The following is an 18,709-nucleotide window of genomic DNA, read 5'->3' on the forward strand; positions in this document are numbered from 1 at the left end:
CGAAAAAAACCAGGAGGATAGTCCCTATCGCGAGGCTTGGGTCACCGATTTGCTCCGGTGTATCTCGGAACGCCCGCGTAAAAAGGAAACGAAGTCATGAAGAAGTCCCTCCTCTCCGCGCTCGGGCTGGCTCTGGCCCTGGCGTTCACCATGCCGATCCTCGGCGCCACCAGCGCCGATGCGGCTCCGATGAAGAAGCATCACCATCATCGTCATCACCGCACGCATCATCACCGTCACCATCACCATCACCACCATCATCATCACCACCACAAGAAGATGGCTCCGAAGAAGGCCTGATCCTTCCCTTCAGCCGATGGGAAGGCAGGCCTTCGCCGCTAGAGCGGACCGGTCTTCCCATCGGAATTTTCTGCTTGATTATCCGGTGATGTCGAATCGCATTCCGGAATATGCGTGATGTGGGCCTGTGTTGATCTGCGGGCCAGACACCGCCTGGTGCTGGCGGTCGCCCGTGCCGTCCTGACGCTTCGCCATCCGGCTCTCATTGCCCGCTTCGTGATGAAGCTCGGCTATCTGCCAAATCCCGCCGCCCCGACGCGCTACAACGAGTTGATGTTGTGGCGAAAGATCGTCGACCGCAATCCACGGTTCGTGATGCTGACCGACAAGCTGGCGGCGAAGGCCTATATCCGCGCCGCCTGCCCCGAACTGCCGGTGGCGGAAACGCTGTGGGCCGGGCGGAATCCCGAAGACATCCCCGCCGGCTTGCTGGCCGGCAACGTCGTCGTCAAGGCGAGCCACGGCTGCGCGATGAACATTTTCGTTTCCGCCGGTCGGCCCGCCTGGTCCGAGATCGTGCGCAAGGCAAGGCGATGGCTCGGGAAAAATTATGGGCGGCGCAATGGCGAATGGGCCTACTGGCCGATAGAACCCGCTGTCTTCATCGAGGAGAGGCTGACGCTCGCGAGCGTATCGATCGCCACCGACATCAAGGTCCATGTCTGCAGCGGCGATATCAGCCATGTCTGGGCCGAGGACAAGCTCGCCGGGCGCTCGCATCTGTTCGACGGCGAGGGCCATCCGTTATCCGGACGCGATCCGGATTATCCGCGCGAAGACCAATCCCTGCCGGTCGGTCCCGCCTTGCTCGACCTTGTCCGGCAGACGATAGCGTTGGCGCCAAATATCGCGGGAGACCTCGATCATGCCAGGGTCGATTTCCTGGTCACCGACAAGGGTCTCTATGCCGGCGAGATCTGCATCTATTCCGCTGCCGGCTATGGCACATGGACCAACCCTGTCATCGCCACGCGGCTCGAACGGTTCTGGCGGCTTGAAGACTCGGCCTATCTCAAACGACCGCATCGCGGAGTGAACCGGCTCTATGCCGAGGCGCTGCGTGCCAGATGCGCGATGCGAGGCTCCGATAAATTTCATGGCCGAACATAAACATCGCCGGTCAAACGAAAAAAATCGCGCGGCATATGAACCTTTCCATTGGGGCCGGCACTAAGCGGCCATGGGCACCGCGAAGGTGCTCCTCAACCCAACGGGACGCCAGGACGGCGATCCCAACAACCAATGGAAGGAAATACTCAAATGACCAACTTCAAGCGTATCACCCTCGCCGCGGCTCTCGTCGTCTCGGCTTTCGGCTCCGTCTCGGCTCCGGCTTCGGCCGGCATCCTGCCCAGCAATGACGGCGCTGTCTGCAAGGGCCACGGCGCGTGCGTGGTGCTGCAGCTCAACTGCAAAGGCAAATATGTCGACGGCACCGATTCGTCCGGCACCGTGTACGGCAAGTGCCGCCCGGCTACCGCTCAGGTCGACCCCAAGAGCCAGATCAAGCTCGCGAAGTAACGCGAGCCGAGTGGCACGGAAATGGCGGCCGTCGAGAACGGCCGCCATTTCTGTTTGTATCCTCTCGATAGATCAGCGCCGGCCGATAAGAAGGCCAGCAAGCAGTCCGACCACGACCAACCCGACGGCGACGGTCGTCGCCGGATGGTCGCGCGCCGTACGCTCGAGCGCCCTACCCCTGCGCCTTATTGCCGGCAACGCCTCGTGCAGGCGATCGGCAAGTTGCGAATAATAGTCGGACGCCGCCTCGCGGCCATCCTCGTAATAGGCGTCACCGCGCCTGGCCAGAACCTTCTTGAGATCGTGCAACTGTCGCGAAAGCGCCGCGACCTGCTTGTCGATATCAAGGTCGGAGAGGGTCGAAAACGATGCCATGCTTGTTGTCCTTCTCTTCGAGAAGCCTAACGCACGGACGACGAGCCAGTTCCGGCGGGCCGGCCGCGCGGCACCAAGCGGAACGATGACCGTTCAACGAACCTGGTCGAGCAGGCGCTTGCATTCCAAGAGGTCGAACAGTGCCTCCTGCAGCAACGCGCGGTTGTCACGCGACAATTTCGAAGAATCGGGTTGAACCGGACCTTCCTCGTCGTTCTTGCCGAGGCCGAAGAAACGGCGGCTGGGTTTCACCTTCGGCTGGCCGACCAGCGCATCCTCGTCGCTGCGCGGCTGCGCGGCTGCGGTCAGCGGCACCTGCTCGGCCTGGCGGCGCTGGGCGATCGCCTCCACGGCGGCCATGTCGCCATTGCCGATGGCGACCAGAAAATGGTTGCCGTTCTCCCGCAACAGCTTCTGCACGCCTTTGATCGTATAGCCCTGATCATAGAGCATATGCCTGATGCCCTTGATGAGCTCGACGTCCTGCGGCCGGTAATAGCGCCTGCCGCCGCCACGCTTCATCGGCTTGATCTGGGTGAAGCGCGTCTCCCAGAAACGCAGCACATGCTGCGGCAGATCGAGATCTTCCGCGACTTCGCTGATGGTGCGGAAAGCATCCGGGCTCTTGTCCATGGGCCAATCCTCCACACTGGACCGCGATCCGGTTCATGATGCCGAATCGTGCCTTATTTCAGCGATTTATGAAACGATATTCAAGCCCAGCGTCAAAACGACCGGCTGTTTTCAACCGCATTCGCCAGCAAATTACTTGCCGCCCTTGCCCTTGCTGTTCTGATGCGAACGCAGAATACGGCTCTTGAGAACGTTCGACGATTTGAACGTCATCACACGGCGCGGCAGGATCGGCACTTCCTCACCGGTCTTGGGATTGCGGCCGATGCGCTCGTTCTTGGAACGGACATGGAAGGTGGCGAATGACGACAGCTTCACCGTCTCGCCGCGAACGATGGCTTCGCAGATTTCGTCCAGGACAGCCTCGACGAGCTCCGCCGATTCCGTTCGCGACAAGCCAACCTTCCGATAAACGGCTTCAGCAAGGTCGGCACGCGTAAGTGTCTTTCCCCCCATGCGACCGTCCCATCCGCGAGCAAAAACGTAAATCGATACAGGTAAAGGCAGAGCCTAAGTAATTGATCCGGCAAGGTCAAGAACCGAACCGGCGAGTTCGGCACTTACCAGCGGAGCAACACCGCGCCCCAGGTGAAACCCCCACCCATCGCCTCGAGAAGCACAAGGTCGCCCTTCTTGATGCGGCCGTCGGCGACCGCCACCGACAAAGCGAGCGGCACCGAGGCAGCCGAGGTGTTACCGTGTAAATCGACGGTGACCACCACTTTCTGCTCGGCAATCCCGAGCTTCTTGGCGGAAGCGTCAATAATCCGTTTATTGGCCTGATGCGGCACGAACCAGTCGAGGTCCTGCGCCGTAATGCCGGCCTCGCCGAAGGTCGCCTCGATGACATCGGTGATCATGCCGACGGCATGCTTGAACACCTCGCGGCCTTCCATCCTGAGATGGCCGACGGTTCCCGTGGTCGAAGGGCCGCCATCGACGAAAAGCTTGTCCTTGTGCGCGCCGTCGGAGCGCAGGCTGGCCGCCAGCACGCCGCGGTCGGTAATCACACCGGCTCCGTCTTCCGCTTCGAGAACCAGCGCGCCGGCGCCGTCGCCGAAAAGCACGCAGGTCGAACGGTCGCTCCAGTCGAGGATGCGCGAGAATGTTTCCGACCCGATCACCAGGACGCGCTTGGCGAGGCCGCCACGGATATAAAGGTCGGCGGTGGCGACGGCATAGACGAAGCCCGAGCACACGGCCTGCATGTCGAAGGCAAAACCGTGATGCATGCCGAGCCGGTTCTGGATTTCGACGGCGGTCGCCGGGAACGTGTTGTTGGGCGTCGAGGTCGCCAGGATGATGAGGTCGATATCGGCGGGCGTTATGCCGGCGCTGCCCAGCGCGGCACGCGCGGCCGCCTCGCCGAGCGAGGCCGTCGTTTCGTCGTCGGCGGCGACGTGGCGCTGGCGAATGCCGGTGCGCTGGACGATCCACTCGTCGGAGGTCTCGACCATGCCTTCGAAGTCGGCATTCTTCATGATGCGGCGGGGCAGCGCGGCACCGTTGCCGCGCACGACTGATCTGATCAAGGCTCTTTCCTATTCCTCGGCGTCGGCGACGCCGGATTTCCTGTTTGCCTGCGCGGTCGGGTTGCGCGCATGGAACAGATCGAGGTCGGCCTCGATCCGGTCAAGCAGATTGTTGCGCACCATGTCGTAGCCGAGCTCGATGGCGGCCGCGAAGCCATCCGAATCGGCGCCGCCATGGCTCTTCACCACGATGCCGTTCAAGCCCAAGAAGATGCCGCCATTGGAACGACCGACATCCATCTTCTCGCGCAGCCTGTCGAAGGCGCCCTTGGCGAAGACATAGCCGATCTTGGCCATGAGCGTGCGGCTCATGGCGGCGCGCAGATAGCCGGCGATCTGCCTTGCGGTGCCCTCGGCGGTCTTGAGCGCGATATTGCCGGCAAAGCCCTCGGTGACCACCACGTCGACCGTGCCCTTGCCGATATCGTCGCCCTCGACGAAGCCGCGATAATTCATCGAGGTCATGTTGGCCTCGCGCAGCATGCGGCCGGCTTCCTTGACCTCTTCCTGACCCTTGATCTCCTCGACGCCGACATTGAGCAGGCCGACGCTCGGCCGCTCGATGCCAAACACCGAGCGCGCCATGCCGGTGCCCAGAATGGCGAAATCGATAAGCTGATGCGCATCCGCGCCGATGGTGGCGCCGACATCGAGCACCACGCTTTCGCCGCGCGTCGTCGGCCAGAGCGCCGCGATCGCCGGGCGCTCGATGGTGGCCATGGTGCGCAGGCAGAATTTCGACATCGCCATCAGCGCGCCGGTGTTGCCGGCCGAGATGCAGGCCTGCGCGCCGCCGTTCTTGACCGCTTCGACGGCCTTCCACATGGACGACTTCCAGCGGCCATGACGAAGCGCCTGGCTCGGCTTGTCGTCCATGCGCACGGCGATTTCGCAATGGACGAACTCGCTCACCTCGGCGAGTTTCGGGAACTTGGCGAGCTCGGGACGCACCACGTCCTCGCGGCCATAGATGACGAAGCGGATGTCAGGGCGGCGGATGGCGACCGTCATCAGCGCCGGGATGACCACGCTCGGTCCGTGATCGCCGCCCATGGCATCGATGGAAATCCTGATCACGTAGTGCTTTTCTCACGGTTTGCCTGGCTTGCGGCGGATGCCTGCCAGGGTAAGGGGCTCGCGAAGGTTCGGCGAAAATAGCGGTTTTGCGCTTGCGCACAACCGACTTTTCCAAAATCCGGACCACTCTCAGGATTTTCCAAGCAGCGAACGCAGTTTTTTCTGGAATTCGCTTTCCTCGGGCCGATCCTCGCCAGCGGCGTCGATCGAGGCTCCCGGCTTGCGCGGATAGGGGTCGATCGCCAGGCCGAAAAACTGTTCGGCCAGCGCGCCGACATCGATGGTGTCGCCGGAAAATGTCTCGGGACTATCCGGTCCATCGGCGTCGAGGACGATCTCGCCGCCGCCTTCGAAGCCTTCGCGCCCAAGCTTCGACTGCTCGGGCAGGAACAGCGCCTCGACGGGCTCGTCAATATGCGCGGCGACTGGATCCAGGGTGACGATGCAGGCTTGCGTGATGTCGGCCTCGATGCGTCCGGTGACCTTGATGCCATTGCGCTTCCAGGAAGCCACAAGCAGTTCGGCGCGATAGCTTTCGACCGAAAGCAGTTCGTATTCGGCCGCAAGAGCCTCACGCTGGCGCTCATCGGCCTCGACCACGATGGGCAAACCCTTTTGCGGCAGCCGCGCGACATTGGCGACAAAGGAAACCGGGCTGCGCAATTCGGCGTCTTTCATCACAGCCTCCTTCACACGGCCCCGGCGGCCGGGAACGCGGCGGTGCCGGCGACGATCGATTCGGTCGGCTGCGCGGCAAGCTTCTGCGAGGCTTCGCAGACATAGTCCGCCAGCAGCGGAGCCTGCGGCCAGGCGCCGGAGTCCGGCCTGACGTTGCGGGCGAGCGCCGCCGCAAGCGCCACCCGATCGTCTTCGTTGAGCGCGTCGTCATAAGCGGCGGTACGGCCATAAAACATCTTTGCCAGCTTCTTCATGCGTTTGGGCACGCCGACATCGCTGATGCCGAGTTCGCGCAGCGAATGCTCGACGTCGAGGAAGAACTCGTCGATCAGCACTTGCGCGACCTCGACGGCCACACCTTGCTCGCCACGCAGCCGGTGCTGGACAAGATACATGTGCAGCGACAGCATCTCGAAGCGGCCGAGCGGCGTATCCGGCACATTCCAGTCGGAATAAAACACCGTTTGCCGCGCCGCCGCCACGATTTGTGCGTAGAGCGCGTCGGTGATAGCGCGGTTGGCATTGCGTTCGCGGCCAAAAAGGCGCTGGAACATTGAGGGCGGTCTCCCGGGGACCTGTTGTTTGATTTGGCCTTGTTGCATCGGCATGCAAGCTGGTTTACCGGTTTTGCGGCCCAGCGCAAGTTGCGGGGATGTGATGGAGAATTGTTGTTGGGTGCGCTGAAATTCAAGTCGTTCTTTGCGCCCGCCCCAGTGGGCGTGGCTTCGCTGCTGGTAGTGGTGTCAGCGCTTTCCGCCTGCAATTCGTCCAAGATGTTCGGCGATCTCCATCCCAGCGAGACGCTGACCAAAGGCTACGTCATCGACCAGCAGGCGATCGATTCGGTGCCGGTCGGGTCGAGCCGCGAGCAGGTGCTTTTGGCGCTGGGCACGCCGTCGACGACGGCGACCTTCGACAACGAGGCCTTCTACTACATCTCGCAGACGCGCAAGCGCTACGTCGCTTTCGACAACCCCCGCATCATCGACCAGCACGTGCTGGCGGTCTATTTCGGCGCCGACGGCCGCGTTACCCAGATCGCCAATTACGGCCTCAAGGACGGCAAGATCTTCGACTTCATCTCGAGGACGACGCCGACCGGCGGCAAGGACCAGAACTTCCTCAGCCAGATCATCAGCGGCGCGAGCAAGCTGGCGCCCGGCATTCCAGGCGGCGGCAGCGGCGGTACGCCCTGAGGCTTCCGGCACCGCCGTTTTCGGCGGCCTCTCCCTTCCCGGCAACAAAACCTGTGCGATCGCTCTCACGGGTTTTTGTTCCATGCACGGGATAACCCAGCTTGTCATCCCCAGGGCGAACCCTTATCAAGCCGGCCGGGTTGGGAGGGCTTGAAATGTCCGGCGATCAGCGTGCAGGGCCTGACGGCTGGATGGCCAGGGGCACACCCGACCAAGCAACCGTAACGCCCGACTGGCTTGCAATCGACCCTCCGGCAATCGAGGGCGTCCGCATCAAGGAAATCAGACCCGTCGCGACGTCCAACGGCTACCTGACCGAGGTCTTTCGCGGGGAGTGGGCTCTCGATCAATCCCCCGTCGGGCAAGTGTTTCAACGCACGATGTATCCAGGCGCGGTGACGGGTTGGCACGCACATGCGGTGACGTTGGACCGTTTGTTCTGCTGCGTCGGCAGCGTGCGAATATCGCTTTTCGACGGGCGCAAGGCCTCGCCCAGTTCCGGCACGGTCTGGCACAAGATCGTCGGCGCCTTGCGACCGGCAATCGTCACCATTCCGCCCGGCGTCTGGCACGGTGTGGTCGCGCTCGGACCGGAGACTGCTTTGGTGCTCAACCTCGTCGACAAGGCTTACGCCTATGACGCGCCGGACCATTGGCGCCTGCCCCCGGACACCGAGCAGATCCCCTATAAGCTGGTGTAGCATGGAGCCGGCCGAGCAAGGCGCGCCAATCAGACCGATCGAACCGCTGGTCTCGGTCGTGATAGCGACGCACAATCGTCCGGCGGTGCTGCATCAAGCACTGAAGAGCCTCATCGGTCAGACTCTCCAGGACTGGGAAGCCATAGTCATTGGCGACGCGTGTCGGCCGGACACCGCGACCACGGTCGCCGCTTTCGGCGACACCCGCATCTCCTATCTCGACCTTCCGGTGAATTTCGGCGAGCAATCGGGGCCTAACAATATCGGCTTTGCCCGAGCCCGCGGTCGCTTCGTTGCTATCTTGAACCATGACGATCTCTGGTTTCCCGACCATCTGGCGTCCATGTGCGGCTGGATCGACGCCACCGGCGCTGATGTGGTGATCGCCCGAGGTGCGGTCATCGAGTCGTCCGCGAGCAAAGGTTCCAGGCATATGATCCTCGGGATGGGGCGGGACGGCTTTTATGACCCAGTCATCACAGTCGGATTCGGCTCTGCGCAAATGATCCGGCGGACGTCGCTGCCAAGGCTTGGACCGTGGCGCCCGGCCAGCCAGTGCGTTTGCGAGAGTTCCCAGGACTGGCTGTTCCGTGCCTGGCGCAAAGGTGCTGTGATCGCGACAATGCCCCATCTGACGGTGCTCATGCTGCATTCGGGCAAGCGCGAAGGCAGCTATGCGCGAGACACGGCGCGGGAGCAGGAAGACCTGATGGACGCGATGAATGCGCCGGACGCGTTGCGCGTCCGGCTTCTCGGCAACGCCGAGGAGCCTGCTCCTCTCAAGCGCTCCCGCTACCTCAAACGCAGGCTGCTGGCTGCCCTCGGCATGCATCCGCGAGCGCGTTCCTTCCGCCGCCAATATCGCCGCGGCGCGTTCATTGCCATGCTGCGCCAGACACGTGGCTTGCCGCCAATGCCCGAGCGAGAACCAGACGCCGACGCGTTGCTAACCCGCTATCGCCACGGCAGCGAAGGGCCTGAAGACAACTGAGTGCCCCCAGGGCCGCGGAGTGCGTGATGTGATGCCAGAAAACAAAAGCCCGCAGGAGCGATCCCGCGGGCTTTGCCTTGGAGTCGGAGCTGCAATCAGCCGTGCGCGAGCACGGCGAGCAGAAGCAGCGCGACGATGTTGGTGATCTTGATCGCCGGGTTGACGGCCGGGCCGGCGGTGTCCTTGTAGGGATCGCCGACGGTGTCGCCGGTGACCGAGGCCTTGTGCGCCTCGGAGCCCTTCAGGTGCTTGACGCCGTCCTTGTCGGTAAAACCGTCCTCGAACGACTTCTTGGCGTTGTCCCAGGCACCGCCGCCGGAGGTCATCGAGATGGCGACGAAAAGGCCGTTGACGATGACGCCGAGCAGCGAGGCGCCGAGCGCCGCGAAGGCCGAGGCCTTGGAGCCCGAGATCAGCAGCACGCCGAAATAGACGACGAGCGGCGCCAGCACCGGCAGCAGCGACGGGATGATCATTTCCCGGATCGCCGCCCTGGTCAAGATGTCGACGGCGCGCGCATAGTTCGGCTTGGAGGTGCCGGCCATGATGCCCTTGTCCTCGCGGAACTGCTTGCGCACTTCCTCGACGATCGAGCCGGCGGCGCGACCGACGGCGGTCATCGCGATGCCGCCGAACAGGTAAGGGATCAGGCCGCCGAAGATCAGGCCGGCGACGACATAGGGATTGGAGAGGTCGAAGGAGACTTCGCCCATGCCCTGGAAGTAATGATATTTGTCGCCGTTGGCGGCAAAGAACTTCAGGTCGTTCGAATAGGCCGCGAACAACACCAGTGCGCCAAGGCCGGCCGAGCCGATGGCATAGCCCTTGGTTACGGCCTTGGTGGTGTTGCCGACCGCGTCGAGCGCGTCGGTGGAATGGCGCACTTCCTTGGGCAGGCCAGCCATTTCGGCAATGCCGCCGGCATTGTCGGTGACCGGGCCAAAGGCGTCGAGGGCCACGATCATGCCGGCGAGGCCGAGCATGGTGGTGACGGCGATTGCCGTGCCGAAGAGGCCGCCGAGCTGGTAGGTGGCGATGATGCCGCCGACGATGACGATGGCCGGCAGCGCCGTCGATTCCAGCGACACAGCGAGGCCCTGGATGACGTTAGTGCCATGGCCGGTCACCGACGCCTGGGCGATCGAGTTCACCGGGCGCTTATTGGTGCCGGTGTAGTATTCGGTGATCACCACGATCAGGCCGGTCACCAGGAGGCCGATCAGGCCACAGATGAACAGGTTCTTGCCGGTGATGGCGATGCCCGCGACGGTGCCGATCTCGCCCCAGCCGACCGTGGCCGAGGTGGCGACGCCGAGCCCGACGACCGACAGCAGGCCGGTGACGATCAGGCCCTTGTAGAGAGCGCCCATGATCGAGCCGTTGGAACCAAGCTTGACGAAGAAGGTGCCGACGATCGAGGTCAGGATGCAGGCGCCGCAGATGGCGAGCGGATAGAGCATCGACGCACCCAGCGCGGCCGTGCCGCCGAAGAAGATGGCGGCCAGAACCATGGTGGCGACGACAGTTACCGCATAGGTTTCGAACAGGTCCGCGGCCATGCCGGCGCAGTCGCCGACATTGTCGCCGACATTGTCGGCGATGGTGGCCGGGTTGCGCGGATCGTCTTCCGGAATGCCGGCCTCGACCTTGCCGACGAGGTCGCCGCCGACGTCCGCACCTTTGGTGAAGATGCCGCCGCCGAGACGGGCGAAGATCGAGATCAGCGAAGCGCCGAAGCCGAGCGAAACCAGCGAGTCGATGACGATACGGTCGTTCGGCTGCAGGCCCATCGGGCCGGTCAGGATGAGGTAGTAGATCGAGACGCCGAGCAGCGCCAGGCCCGCCACCAGCATGCCGGTGATGGCGCCCGACTTGAAGGCGATGTCGAGGCCGGCGGCAAGGCTGTTGGAGGCAGCCTGCGCAGTGCGGACGTTGGCGCGCACCGAGACATGCATGCCGATGAAGCCGGCGGCGCCAGAGAGCACGGCGCCGATCAGAAAGCCGATCGCGGCTGTGATGGAAAGCAGCCACCAGGCAAGCAGCAGCACGACGATGCCGACGACGGCGATTGTCGTGTACTGGCGCGCCAGATAGGCTTGGGCGCCTTCGCGGATGGCGGCGGAGATTTCCTGCATGCGCTGATTGCCCTGATCGGACGCAAGGACCGAACGTGTCGCCCAGATGGCGTACAGAACTGACAGCAAGCCGCAGGCGATGACGGCGGTAATGATGGTCATTGCCGGATTTTCCTCGATTGTTGGCCCAAAAGAACCCCTCCCTGGGCCGTTGGAACGGGGATGCATGCCGCTGACGGAATCCAACCCTTGGGTGGGGTGTATGCGAAACAGGGCTTGGAACGTCAAGATATTGTTCGGTTTTTGCCCGGCTTTCGCCCAAAAGAAGAGGGCAGGAATTGTTATGCCAGCGCGGGCTCGGAATTAGATCGATTGAAATGACGCCAGGGCACCTTCGCCCAATCCACAGACCTAGCGTTATTCCGCGCCCTGCCCCATGCGCCGCGCCGCGTAACGCTCGATCGCCGAAAGGCCGTCATAGATCAGCACAGCGAGCGCGGCGACGATCAGGCCGCCCTGCAGCACGAAGGCAAGGTTGTTCGAGATCAGGCCGGCGATGATCACCTCGCCAAGCGTCTTGGCGGCAACCGTTGAACCGATGGTCGCGGTGGCAAGGCCGATGACCACCGAGAGCCGGATGCCGCCGAGGATCACGGGGGCGCTGAGTGGCAACTCCACCTTCGTCAGTCTTTGCCAGCCGGTCATGCCGGCGCCGCGCGCCGCTTCCATCACGTTGCGGGGCAGCGTGGTGAGCGCCGTCAGCGCGTTCTCGAAGATCGGCAGCAGGCCGTAAAGGAAGAGCGCGATCAGCGTCGGCTTCTCTCCGAAGCCGACGGCCGGCACGGCAAGCGCCAGCACCGCGACCGGCGGAAAAGTCTGGCCGATATTGACCAGGCTGCGCGACAAGGGCAGGAACTCGGCCCCGGCCGGCCTGGTAACCAGGATTGCCAGCGCCACCGCCACGATCGTCGCCGCGACCGTCGCGATCAGAACGGTCGATAGATGCTGCAAGGTCAGTGTCAGCAGACTGCCCTGGTTGTAGATCGCCGGCGCGCCATTCTCGGTCAGCGGCTTCAGCAGCGGCTCGAACCAGTTGGGGCTGGTGATGAAGGTCACCAGCAGTGCCAGGACGGCCAGCCTCAGCAGCGCGGGCAGCCAGGCTTTCATTGCGGCCTCGCCGCACGCTTCACCAAACCTTCGACGGTGACGCGGCCAATGAGCTTGCCGTCCGTGCCCTTCACCGGCAGCGCGGGGCGGCCCGACCACAGCAGTTCGGCCAGCGCGTCGCGCTGCGTGGCTTCGCCGGGGATCGCCTCGCCTTCGGCGCCGCCCGGCTCCACGGCATCGCGCACAGGCCCGAGCGACAGCAGCCGGAACGGCCTTTCGCTGGCGCCGACCAATGTCTCGACGAAATCGCTTGCGGGTCTCGCCAGGATCTCAGCCGGCTTGGCGTATTGCACCAGCTTGCCAGCATCCATGACGGCGATCTTGTCGCCCAGATGCACCGCCTCTTCCATGTCGTGGGTGACGAGGATGATGGTGGTGCCGAAACGCTTCTGGATCGCCAGCAGATCCTCCTGCGCCTTGGTGCGGATGATCGGGTCGAGCGCGCCGAACGGCTCATCCATCAAAAGCACGTTGGGCTCGGCGGCCAAGGCGCGGGCGACGCCGACGCGCTGCTGCTGGCCGCCGGAAAGCTCATGCGGGTAGCGCGGGCCGTAGGCCTGCGGGTCGAGCTGGTAGAGCGTCATCAGCTCGTCGACACGGGCCTTGATGCGATCCCTGTCCCAACCGAGCAACAGCGGCACGGTGGCGATGTTTTGCGCCACCGTGCGATGCGGAAACAGGCCGTGGCCCTGGATGGCATAGCCGATGCTGCGGCGCAGCTGATAGCCGGGCACCGAGCGGTTGTCGGCACCGTCGAGCTTGATGATGCCGGAGGTCGGCTCGACCAGCCGGTTGATCATCCTGAGCAGCGTCGTCTTGCCGGATCCCGACGTGCCGACAATGGTCGCGATGGTTCGCGGTTCGATGACCATCGAAACATTGTCGACCACCGTCGTTGCGTCATAGCGCTTGGTGATGCCTTCGATCTCGATCATGCCGTTTCAACTACCCTGCGCTTGGTGGCGGTCATCTCGATCACCGCATCGAGGATGATGGCCGCCGCAAAGGCCAGCGCCACGGTGGGCAGCGCGCCGAGCAGCACCAGATCCATCGCCGTCTGGCCGACACCCTGGAAGACGAACACGCCGAAGCCGCCGCCGCCGATCAGCGCGGCAATGGTGGCAAGGCCGATATTCTGCACCAGCACGATGCGGATGCCGGTCAGGATCACCGGAAAGGCGAGCGGGAACTCGACGTCGAACAGGCGCTGGCGATCGGTCATGCCCATGCCGCGCGCGGCGTCGTTGGCCGCGCGGGGTACACCAGCCAGCCCAACCACCGTGTTGGCCACCACCGGCAGCAGCGAATAGAGGAAGAGCGCCACAAAGGCGGGCGCGATGCCGATGCCCCTGATACCGATTGCGGCGGCGCCTGGCACATGCAGGGCGACCCAGCCGAGCGGCGCGATCAGCAGGCCGAAGAGCGCGATCGACGGGATGGTCTGGATGATGTTGAGCACATTCAGCACCCCCGCCCGCAGTTTCTCGACGCGATGACAAAGGATGCCAAGCGGTATGCCGACTATGACCGCGCCGGCCAGCGAGCCAAGCGCCAGCGTGACGTGCTTGGAAGCTTCGGCCCAGAAGCTGTCGGCGCGGCTGGCATATTCCTTGAGTATGGACAGACTGTCCCAGTTGCCGGAGACAAGCAGCGCGGCGATTGCCAAAGCGGCCAGCACAAGCACACCGACCCGCGCCCAGGGCGACAGGTTCAGCCTGGTCAGCACATCGGCCAGCAGCAAGGTGAAGGCAAAGATCAGCAGCCAGAAACCGGAAGCCGGCGCGACGCGGGCGAAGGTGTTGCCGGCGGGTGTCAGGAAACCGCCTGCAACGCCGATCAGGATCGTAAGCGCGACAAGCGCGACGACGCTGGCCGCCAGTCTTAAGGCGAGCGGCGTCCTGAGCAAGGCGACGATTGCGGCCGCGATCGCTATCGCCAGCAACAGCATGCCAAGCGTGGGCGGCAACGACTCGAGGATCGAACGCGCCTGCCCGGGTACGATCCGGTTGGCGCGGAACGTGGCAAAGGGGGCCAGGAAAGCGGCGTAGGCGACGATCGCGGCGATGACCACGCCGAGCTTGTCGAAACGCAGGGTCATGAAGAGCGTTTGCGCGAAGCGCCCCCCTCTGGCCTGCCGGCCATCTCCCCCTCAAGGGGGGAGATCAGATGTCGCGAGCGCTTTCGCCAATCCCCCTGGGTCGAGAAGGAAGCGAGAGGCAGCAGTTGCCAATCTCTCCCCTTGATGGGGAGATGTCCGGCAGGACAGAGGGGGGTACCTGGCACCGGCTTCGCGCTTTTCAGGCTGGGTTGTTACTTCAGGAAGCCGTTCTTCTTGAGGAAATCCTCCGCCACGCCCTTCGCGGGCTCGCCGCCCAGCTGCACACGGCCGTTGAGCTCCTGCAGCGTGACGAGATCGAGCTTGGCGAAGACCGGCTTCAGCAGCGCTTCGATCTCGGGATGCTGCTTCAGGACCTCTTCGCGGATGATCGGCGCGGGTTGATAGACGGGCTGCACGCCCTTGTCGTCCTCGAGCACGACGAGGCCGGAGGGCTGGATGCCGCCGTCGGTGCCGTAGACCATGGCGGCGTTGGCACCGTTGGTCTGGTTGGCGGCAGCGGCGATGGTCGCGGCGGTGTCGCCCCCGGAAAGAGTGATCAGCTGGTCGGGCTTCAGCTTGAAGCCATAGGTCGTCTGGAAGGCCGGAAGTGCTGCCGCCGAATTGACGAACTCGGCGGAAGCCGCAAGCACAACCTTGCCGCCGCCCGCGACGTATTTGCCGAAATCCGTCAGGGTGACGAGCTTGTTCTCGTCGGCCACCTCCTTGCGCAGCGCGATCGCCCAGGTGTTGTTGGCCGGCGATGGCGACAGCCAGACGATCTTGTTGGCGGCGTAGTCGAGCTTCTTGGCGGTTTCGTAGGCCTTGGCGGCATCCTTCCAGACCGGATCGTCGGCCTTCTGGAAGAAGAAAGCGGCATTGCCGGTGTATTCGGGATAGATGTCGATCTCCCCGGCGGTGATCGCCTTGCGCACCACGGGCGTCGCGCCGAGCTGGATACGGTCGGTGGTCTTGATGTTGTTGGCGTTGAGCACGAGCTGGATGATGTTGCCCAGCACGCCGCCTTCCGTGTCGATCTTGGAAGACACCACCACCTGGGCATTCGCCGATGCCGTCGCGATGCCGAGCGCCATCGCCGCGAAAGCGATCTTTCTCATTGAAAACATTGTGAAAATCCCTTGCTATGAACCGATCGATCGGTGGCCGCATATGAGCATGGCTTTAACGGCCAGTCGGGGCATACGGTTTCATAACTAGGGGGACAGGCGCAATAATTTTGTTCGGCCCGGGCTTGGGCCCTGCTCCATCCGGCGCAGCGCAATGCCGACCTAAGGCCGGCTGGCGGTCTGCCCTGTTCTGAGGAATATTAGGAAAGGCGGGTCGGCGGCCACAACAGGAGTGTGTCATGGCCAAGCATAAAGTCGGCTACCTCATCGGCAGCCTTGCCAAGGGCTCCATCAACCGCAAGCTTGCGAAGGCCCTCGTCAGACTGGCGCCGCCCGAGCTTGAAATGATGGAAATCTCCTTCAAGGACCTGCCGCTTTACAGCTACGACTATGATGCCGATTTTCCGCCGGTCGCCTTGAAGTTCAAGAAAGCCATCGCGTCCGTCCAGGCGGTGCTTTTCGTCACGCCGGAGTACAACCGATCGATCCCCGGCGGTCTGAAGAATGCGATCGACTGGGCCAGTCGCCCATACGGCAAGAACTCTTTTGCCCGCAAACCGACCGCTGTCATCGGAACGTCGCCCGGCGCGATCGCGACCGCGGTCGCTCAGCAGAGCCTGCGCAGCGTGCTCAGCTTCTGCAACGCACCCCAGATGAACTCGCCCGAAGCCTACATTCAGTTCACTCCGGGATTGATCACCGACGATGGGGAGGTGACGGTGGAGTCAACGGAGACATTCCTGCGCAACTATATGGACGAGTTCCACATGTTCATCGCGCGGGTCCTGCAGGTGCTCCCGCCGGATGCCTGACGCTGGCCGCCTCAGGCAGATTGTTCAAGTGGCCGGGAGAACTGGTCGGACGCCTTCTTCAAAATTTGGGAGCGCCCACCAACTTCAACGTGCCGAGCGCCACAAAGCAAAGCAGGACGACCGGGAAGACGATCCAGTTCAGCATGGTCCAACCCCAGGCATTGTAGATCGCGCCCGACATCAGCGAGGCGAAGGCGACGGAGCCGAACAGGACAAAATCGTGGAAACCCTGGACCTTGCTCTTCTCCGAAGGCCGGTAGCTGGCGGCGACCATCGCCGTGGCGCCGATGAAACCGAAATTCCAGCCGAGCCCGAGCAGGATCAGCGCCGTCCAGAACTGCCACAGCGCCAGTCCGGAAAGCGCGACGGCGCCGCAGCCGATCAGCAGGACAAGGCCAGTGGCGACGATGCGTTCGGCGCCGAAGCGATGGATCAGCGCACCGGTGAAGAAGCTCGGCCCGAACATCGCCATGACGTGCCAGGAGATGCCGAGCGTCGCATTGTCTTCCGACAGGCCGCAGCCGACCATGGCGAGCGGCGCGCCGGTCATGACGAAGCTCATCAGCGCGTAGCTGCCGACGGTGCAGAAAAGCGCCGCGACGAAACGTGGCTGGGTGACGATTTCAGCCAGCGGCCGGGCATCGCTTGCATCGGTTTCAGTCACGGTGCTTGCGCGCGAGGAAACACGCAGGAATGACAGGATGAGCGCGCCGGCCGCCGCGAGCGGGAGGATCGAGACGAAGGATCCGGCAAACATCACCGGGGCCAGCAATTCGCGGGTGTAGATGACGATCTGAGGCCCGAGGATGGCCGTGACGATGCCGCCCGCCAGCACGAAGGAGATGGCGCGCGCCTTGAACTCGGGCGGCGCGTTGTCGGCGGCAGCGAAGCGGAACTGCTGGACGAAGGCGCCGCCGACACCGATGACGCCGAGGCCGAAGGCGAACAGCCAGAAGCTCCCCCGGAAGAGCGCGATGGTCGCGATCAGGCCGCCGAGCGCGGTGACCACGGTGCCGGTCATGAAGCCGCCGCGATGGCCGAGCCGGCGGATGATGGCGGCGGCCGGCAAGGCGCCCAGCGCAACACCGATGTTGAAGCCGGTGACCGGCGCCGTCGCCAGCGACTTGTCGGGACCGAGCAGGTATTGCCCGGCAAGCGCGCCAAGCGAAATGGCGATCGGCGCGGCCGAACCGACGATCGCCTGCGCGGCGGCAAGCAGCACCGCGGTGCGACGCCCTTCGCTGCCGGCCTCGGCGACCGCGGCCGTTGCGGTCGTCACGAAGCGTCCTTGCCACGCCGCTCGCCGCGAACCCGGCGCGAGACACGATCAAGAACGGCGTTGACCAGCTTCGGTTCGTCTTCCTCGTAGAACGCCTTGGCGATGTCGACATATTCGGAGACGATGACGGCCACCGGCACGTCCTCGCGCTTCATCAATTCATAGACGCCGGCGCGCAGGATGGCGCGCAGCGTCGAATCCAGCCGCGACAGCGGCCAGTCCTCGGTCAGCGCCTGGCGGATGACGGGGTCGATGGTCTTCTGGTTCTCGACGACGCCGGTCAGGATGGCGCGGAACCATTGCGCGTCGGCCTCGCGGTAGAGCGCGCCGTCGACTTCCTTGCCGAGGCGGAAGGTTTCGTATTCGGCCGTGATCTCGAAGACGCCACTGCCGGACACATCCATCTGGTAGAGCGCCTGGACGGCGGCAAGACGGGCGGCACCGCGCTTGTTGGCGTGGCGCACCGCACCGGTCGAGGCGGGTTCGGTCACGATTGGGCTCCGAGTTTCTCCTTGAGCGCGATCATGGTCAGCGCCGCGCGCGCGGCGAAGCCGCCCTTGTCGCCTTCCGTCTTGCGCGCGCGCGCCCAAGCCTGCGCGTCGTTCTCCGTGGTCAGGATACCATTTCCGATCGCGATCGCCTCCTGCACCGAAAGGTCCATAAGTGCGCGGCTCGATTCATTGGCGACAATGTCGAAATGATAGGTGTCGCCGCGGACGACAGTGCCGAGCGCGACGAAGCCGTCGTAATGCGTGCCGCCTTCGGCGGCGCCGTCGAGCGCGAAGGTGATGACCGCCGGTATCTCGAGCGAGCCGGGAACCGTGACGACGTCATAGGTGGCGCCAGCCTCGTCGAGCGCGCTGGTGGCGCCTTCGAGCAGGGCGTCGGCGAGATCATCGTGAAAACGCGCTTCGACAATGAGCAGATGCGCCTTCGCCTTCGGGCGAATGAACGCTTTGCCGTGTTGGGATGTTCCAGCCATAAAAGTCTCCGGGGGGTTGCCGGTGACTTAGGCCGAAGCCGGGTTGATCGCAAGCGGAAGATTGGTCTGGGTGCCGCTTGGTCTATCGCATCTTTATCCGAGGCGGCGGAAGCGGACAGCCGGTACCCAGGCTTTCAGCCCAGGCAAGAACGGCTCGGTGGTCTACCA

Annotated in this window: 21 protein-coding genes and 1 pseudogene; 7 read left to right on the plus strand and 15 right to left on the minus strand. The window is 63.8% G+C overall.

Annotated features, from left to right (window positions below; genetic code table 11):
• The first annotated feature begins 96 nt into the window (after positions 1-96).
• The 3 genes from LB572_RS23590 to LB572_RS23600 all read left to right on the plus strand — a co-directional run bounded on the left by LB572_RS23590 (position 97) and on the right by LB572_RS23600 (position 1,821).
• On the plus strand, positions 97-300 hold the full coding sequence (locus LB572_RS23590; RefSeq protein ID WP_224669407.1) for a hypothetical protein: 204 nt from the start codon (positions 97-99) through the stop codon (positions 298-300).
• A gap of 117 nt (positions 301-417) precedes the next feature.
• A complete protein-coding gene (locus LB572_RS23595; protein WP_224669408.1) occupies positions 418-1,410 on the plus strand; it encodes an ATP-grasp fold amidoligase family protein in 993 nt (330 codons plus the stop codon).
• A 150-nt stretch (positions 1,411-1,560) separates the two neighbouring features.
• Positions 1,561-1,821: a hypothetical protein gene (locus LB572_RS23600; protein WP_224669409.1), complete on the plus strand. Its 261-nt coding sequence runs from the start codon at positions 1,561-1,563 to the stop codon at positions 1,819-1,821.
• A gap of 72 nt (positions 1,822-1,893) precedes the next feature.
• Here LB572_RS23600 and LB572_RS23605 read toward each other — a convergent pair whose 3' ends face one another.
• The 7 genes from LB572_RS23605 to LB572_RS23635 form a co-directional block, all read right to left on the minus strand.
• Positions 1,894-2,196, minus strand: a complete 303-nt coding sequence (locus LB572_RS23605; protein ID WP_140809223.1) for a glycine zipper domain-containing protein — start codon at positions 2,194-2,196, stop codon at positions 1,894-1,896.
• A gap of 93 nt (positions 2,197-2,289) precedes the next feature.
• Positions 2,290-2,829, minus strand: coding sequence for a MerR family transcriptional regulator (locus LB572_RS23610; protein ID WP_224669410.1), 540 nt, complete (start codon positions 2,827-2,829; stop codon positions 2,290-2,292).
• A 132-nt stretch (positions 2,830-2,961) separates the two neighbouring features.
• Positions 2,962-3,285 (minus strand): integration host factor subunit alpha, encoded by a 324-nt coding sequence (locus tag LB572_RS23615; protein ID WP_023815657.1) that lies wholly within the window; start codon positions 3,283-3,285, stop codon positions 2,962-2,964.
• Between the two features lie 104 nt (positions 3,286-3,389).
• Positions 3,390-4,361: a beta-ketoacyl-ACP synthase III gene (locus tag LB572_RS23620; protein ID WP_224669411.1), complete on the minus strand. Its 972-nt coding sequence runs from the start codon at positions 4,359-4,361 to the stop codon at positions 3,390-3,392.
• A gap of 9 nt (positions 4,362-4,370) precedes the next feature.
• Positions 4,371-5,438: a phosphate acyltransferase PlsX gene (plsX, locus tag LB572_RS23625; protein ID WP_224669412.1), complete on the minus strand. Its 1,068-nt coding sequence runs from the start codon at positions 5,436-5,438 to the stop codon at positions 4,371-4,373.
• A 129-nt stretch (positions 5,439-5,567) separates the two neighbouring features.
• A complete protein-coding gene (locus LB572_RS23630) occupies positions 5,568-6,116 on the minus strand; it encodes a YceD family protein (RefSeq protein ID WP_224669413.1) in 549 nt (182 codons plus the stop codon).
• Positions 6,117-6,127: 11 nt separating this feature from the next.
• The gene (locus tag LB572_RS23635; protein ID WP_140809215.1) at positions 6,128-6,670 is read right to left on the minus strand and encodes a ubiquinol-cytochrome C chaperone family protein; all 543 of its coding nucleotides are present in this window, start codon (positions 6,668-6,670) and stop codon (positions 6,128-6,130) included.
• A 117-nt stretch (positions 6,671-6,787) separates the two neighbouring features.
• On the opposite strand from LB572_RS23635, the gene LB572_RS23640 reads away from it, so the two are divergent.
• The 3 genes from LB572_RS23640 (at position 6,788) to LB572_RS23650 (ending at position 9,004) form a co-directional block, all read left to right on the plus strand.
• A complete protein-coding gene (locus LB572_RS23640) occupies positions 6,788-7,312 on the plus strand; it encodes an outer membrane protein assembly factor BamE (RefSeq protein WP_140809213.1) in 525 nt (174 codons plus the stop codon).
• 155 nt (positions 7,313-7,467) lie between these two features.
• Complete coding sequence (locus LB572_RS23645; RefSeq protein WP_224669414.1) at positions 7,468-8,013, plus strand: dTDP-4-dehydrorhamnose 3,5-epimerase family protein; 546 nt, start codon at positions 7,468-7,470, stop codon at positions 8,011-8,013.
• 1 nt (position 8,014) lies between these two features.
• Complete coding sequence (locus LB572_RS23650) at positions 8,015-9,004, plus strand: glycosyltransferase family 2 protein (protein ID WP_224669415.1); 990 nt, start codon at positions 8,015-8,017, stop codon at positions 9,002-9,004.
• Between the two features lie 95 nt (positions 9,005-9,099).
• On the opposite strand, the gene LB572_RS23655 is transcribed toward LB572_RS23650, so the two are convergent.
• The 5 genes and pseudogenes from LB572_RS23655 to LB572_RS23675 form a co-directional block, all read right to left on the minus strand.
• Positions 9,100-11,241, minus strand: a complete 2,142-nt coding sequence (locus LB572_RS23655; RefSeq protein WP_224669416.1) for a sodium-translocating pyrophosphatase — start codon at positions 11,239-11,241, stop codon at positions 9,100-9,102.
• Between the two features lie 255 nt (positions 11,242-11,496).
• A complete protein-coding gene (locus LB572_RS23660; protein WP_224669417.1) occupies positions 11,497-12,246 on the minus strand; it encodes an ABC transporter permease in 750 nt (249 codons plus the stop codon).
• Positions 12,243-13,181 carry an ABC transporter ATP-binding protein gene (locus LB572_RS23665; RefSeq protein WP_140807950.1) on the minus strand — a complete coding sequence of 313 codons (939 nt, stop codon included), beginning with the start codon at positions 13,179-13,181 and terminating at the stop codon, positions 12,243-12,245. The genes LB572_RS23660 and LB572_RS23665 overlap by 4 nt, the downstream gene beginning before the upstream one ends.
• Positions 13,178-14,344, minus strand: a complete 1,167-nt coding sequence (locus LB572_RS23670; RefSeq protein ID WP_224669418.1) for an ABC transporter permease — start codon at positions 14,342-14,344, stop codon at positions 13,178-13,180. The genes LB572_RS23665 and LB572_RS23670 overlap by 4 nt, the downstream gene beginning before the upstream one ends.
• Before the next feature lie 212 nt (positions 14,345-14,556).
• Positions 14,557-15,408 (minus strand): annotated as a pseudogene (locus LB572_RS23675) (ABC transporter substrate-binding protein); the annotation flags it as partial.
• A 299-nt stretch (positions 15,409-15,707) separates the two neighbouring features.
• Between LB572_RS23675 and LB572_RS23680 the strand changes: the two are divergent.
• Positions 15,708-16,280, plus strand: a complete 573-nt coding sequence (locus LB572_RS23680; protein ID WP_140807944.1) for an NADPH-dependent FMN reductase — start codon at positions 15,708-15,710, stop codon at positions 16,278-16,280.
• 58 nt (positions 16,281-16,338) lie between these two features.
• Here the strand turns inward: LB572_RS23680 and LB572_RS23685 are convergent, their stop codons facing one another.
• From LB572_RS23685 to ribH, 3 genes are read right to left on the minus strand one after another with little or no spacing between them, the layout of a single operon-like run.
• A complete protein-coding gene (locus LB572_RS23685) occupies positions 16,339-17,559 on the minus strand; it encodes an MFS transporter (protein ID WP_224669419.1) in 1,221 nt (406 codons plus the stop codon).
• Positions 17,556-18,050 carry a transcription antitermination factor NusB gene (gene nusB / locus LB572_RS23690; RefSeq protein WP_224669420.1) on the minus strand — a complete coding sequence of 165 codons (495 nt, stop codon included), beginning with the start codon at positions 18,048-18,050 and terminating at the stop codon, positions 17,556-17,558. The genes LB572_RS23685 and nusB overlap by 4 nt, the downstream gene beginning before the upstream one ends.
• Positions 18,047-18,541 carry a 6,7-dimethyl-8-ribityllumazine synthase gene (gene ribH, locus LB572_RS23695; protein ID WP_140807938.1) on the minus strand — a complete coding sequence of 165 codons (495 nt, stop codon included), beginning with the start codon at positions 18,539-18,541 and terminating at the stop codon, positions 18,047-18,049. The genes nusB and ribH overlap by 4 nt, the downstream gene beginning before the upstream one ends.
• Between the last annotated feature and the right edge of the window lie 168 nt (positions 18,542-18,709).

The sequence above is a fragment of the Mesorhizobium sp. BH1-1-5 genome (assembly GCF_020165615.1).
Taxonomy (GTDB): domain Bacteria; phylum Pseudomonadota; class Alphaproteobacteria; order Rhizobiales; family Rhizobiaceae; genus Mesorhizobium.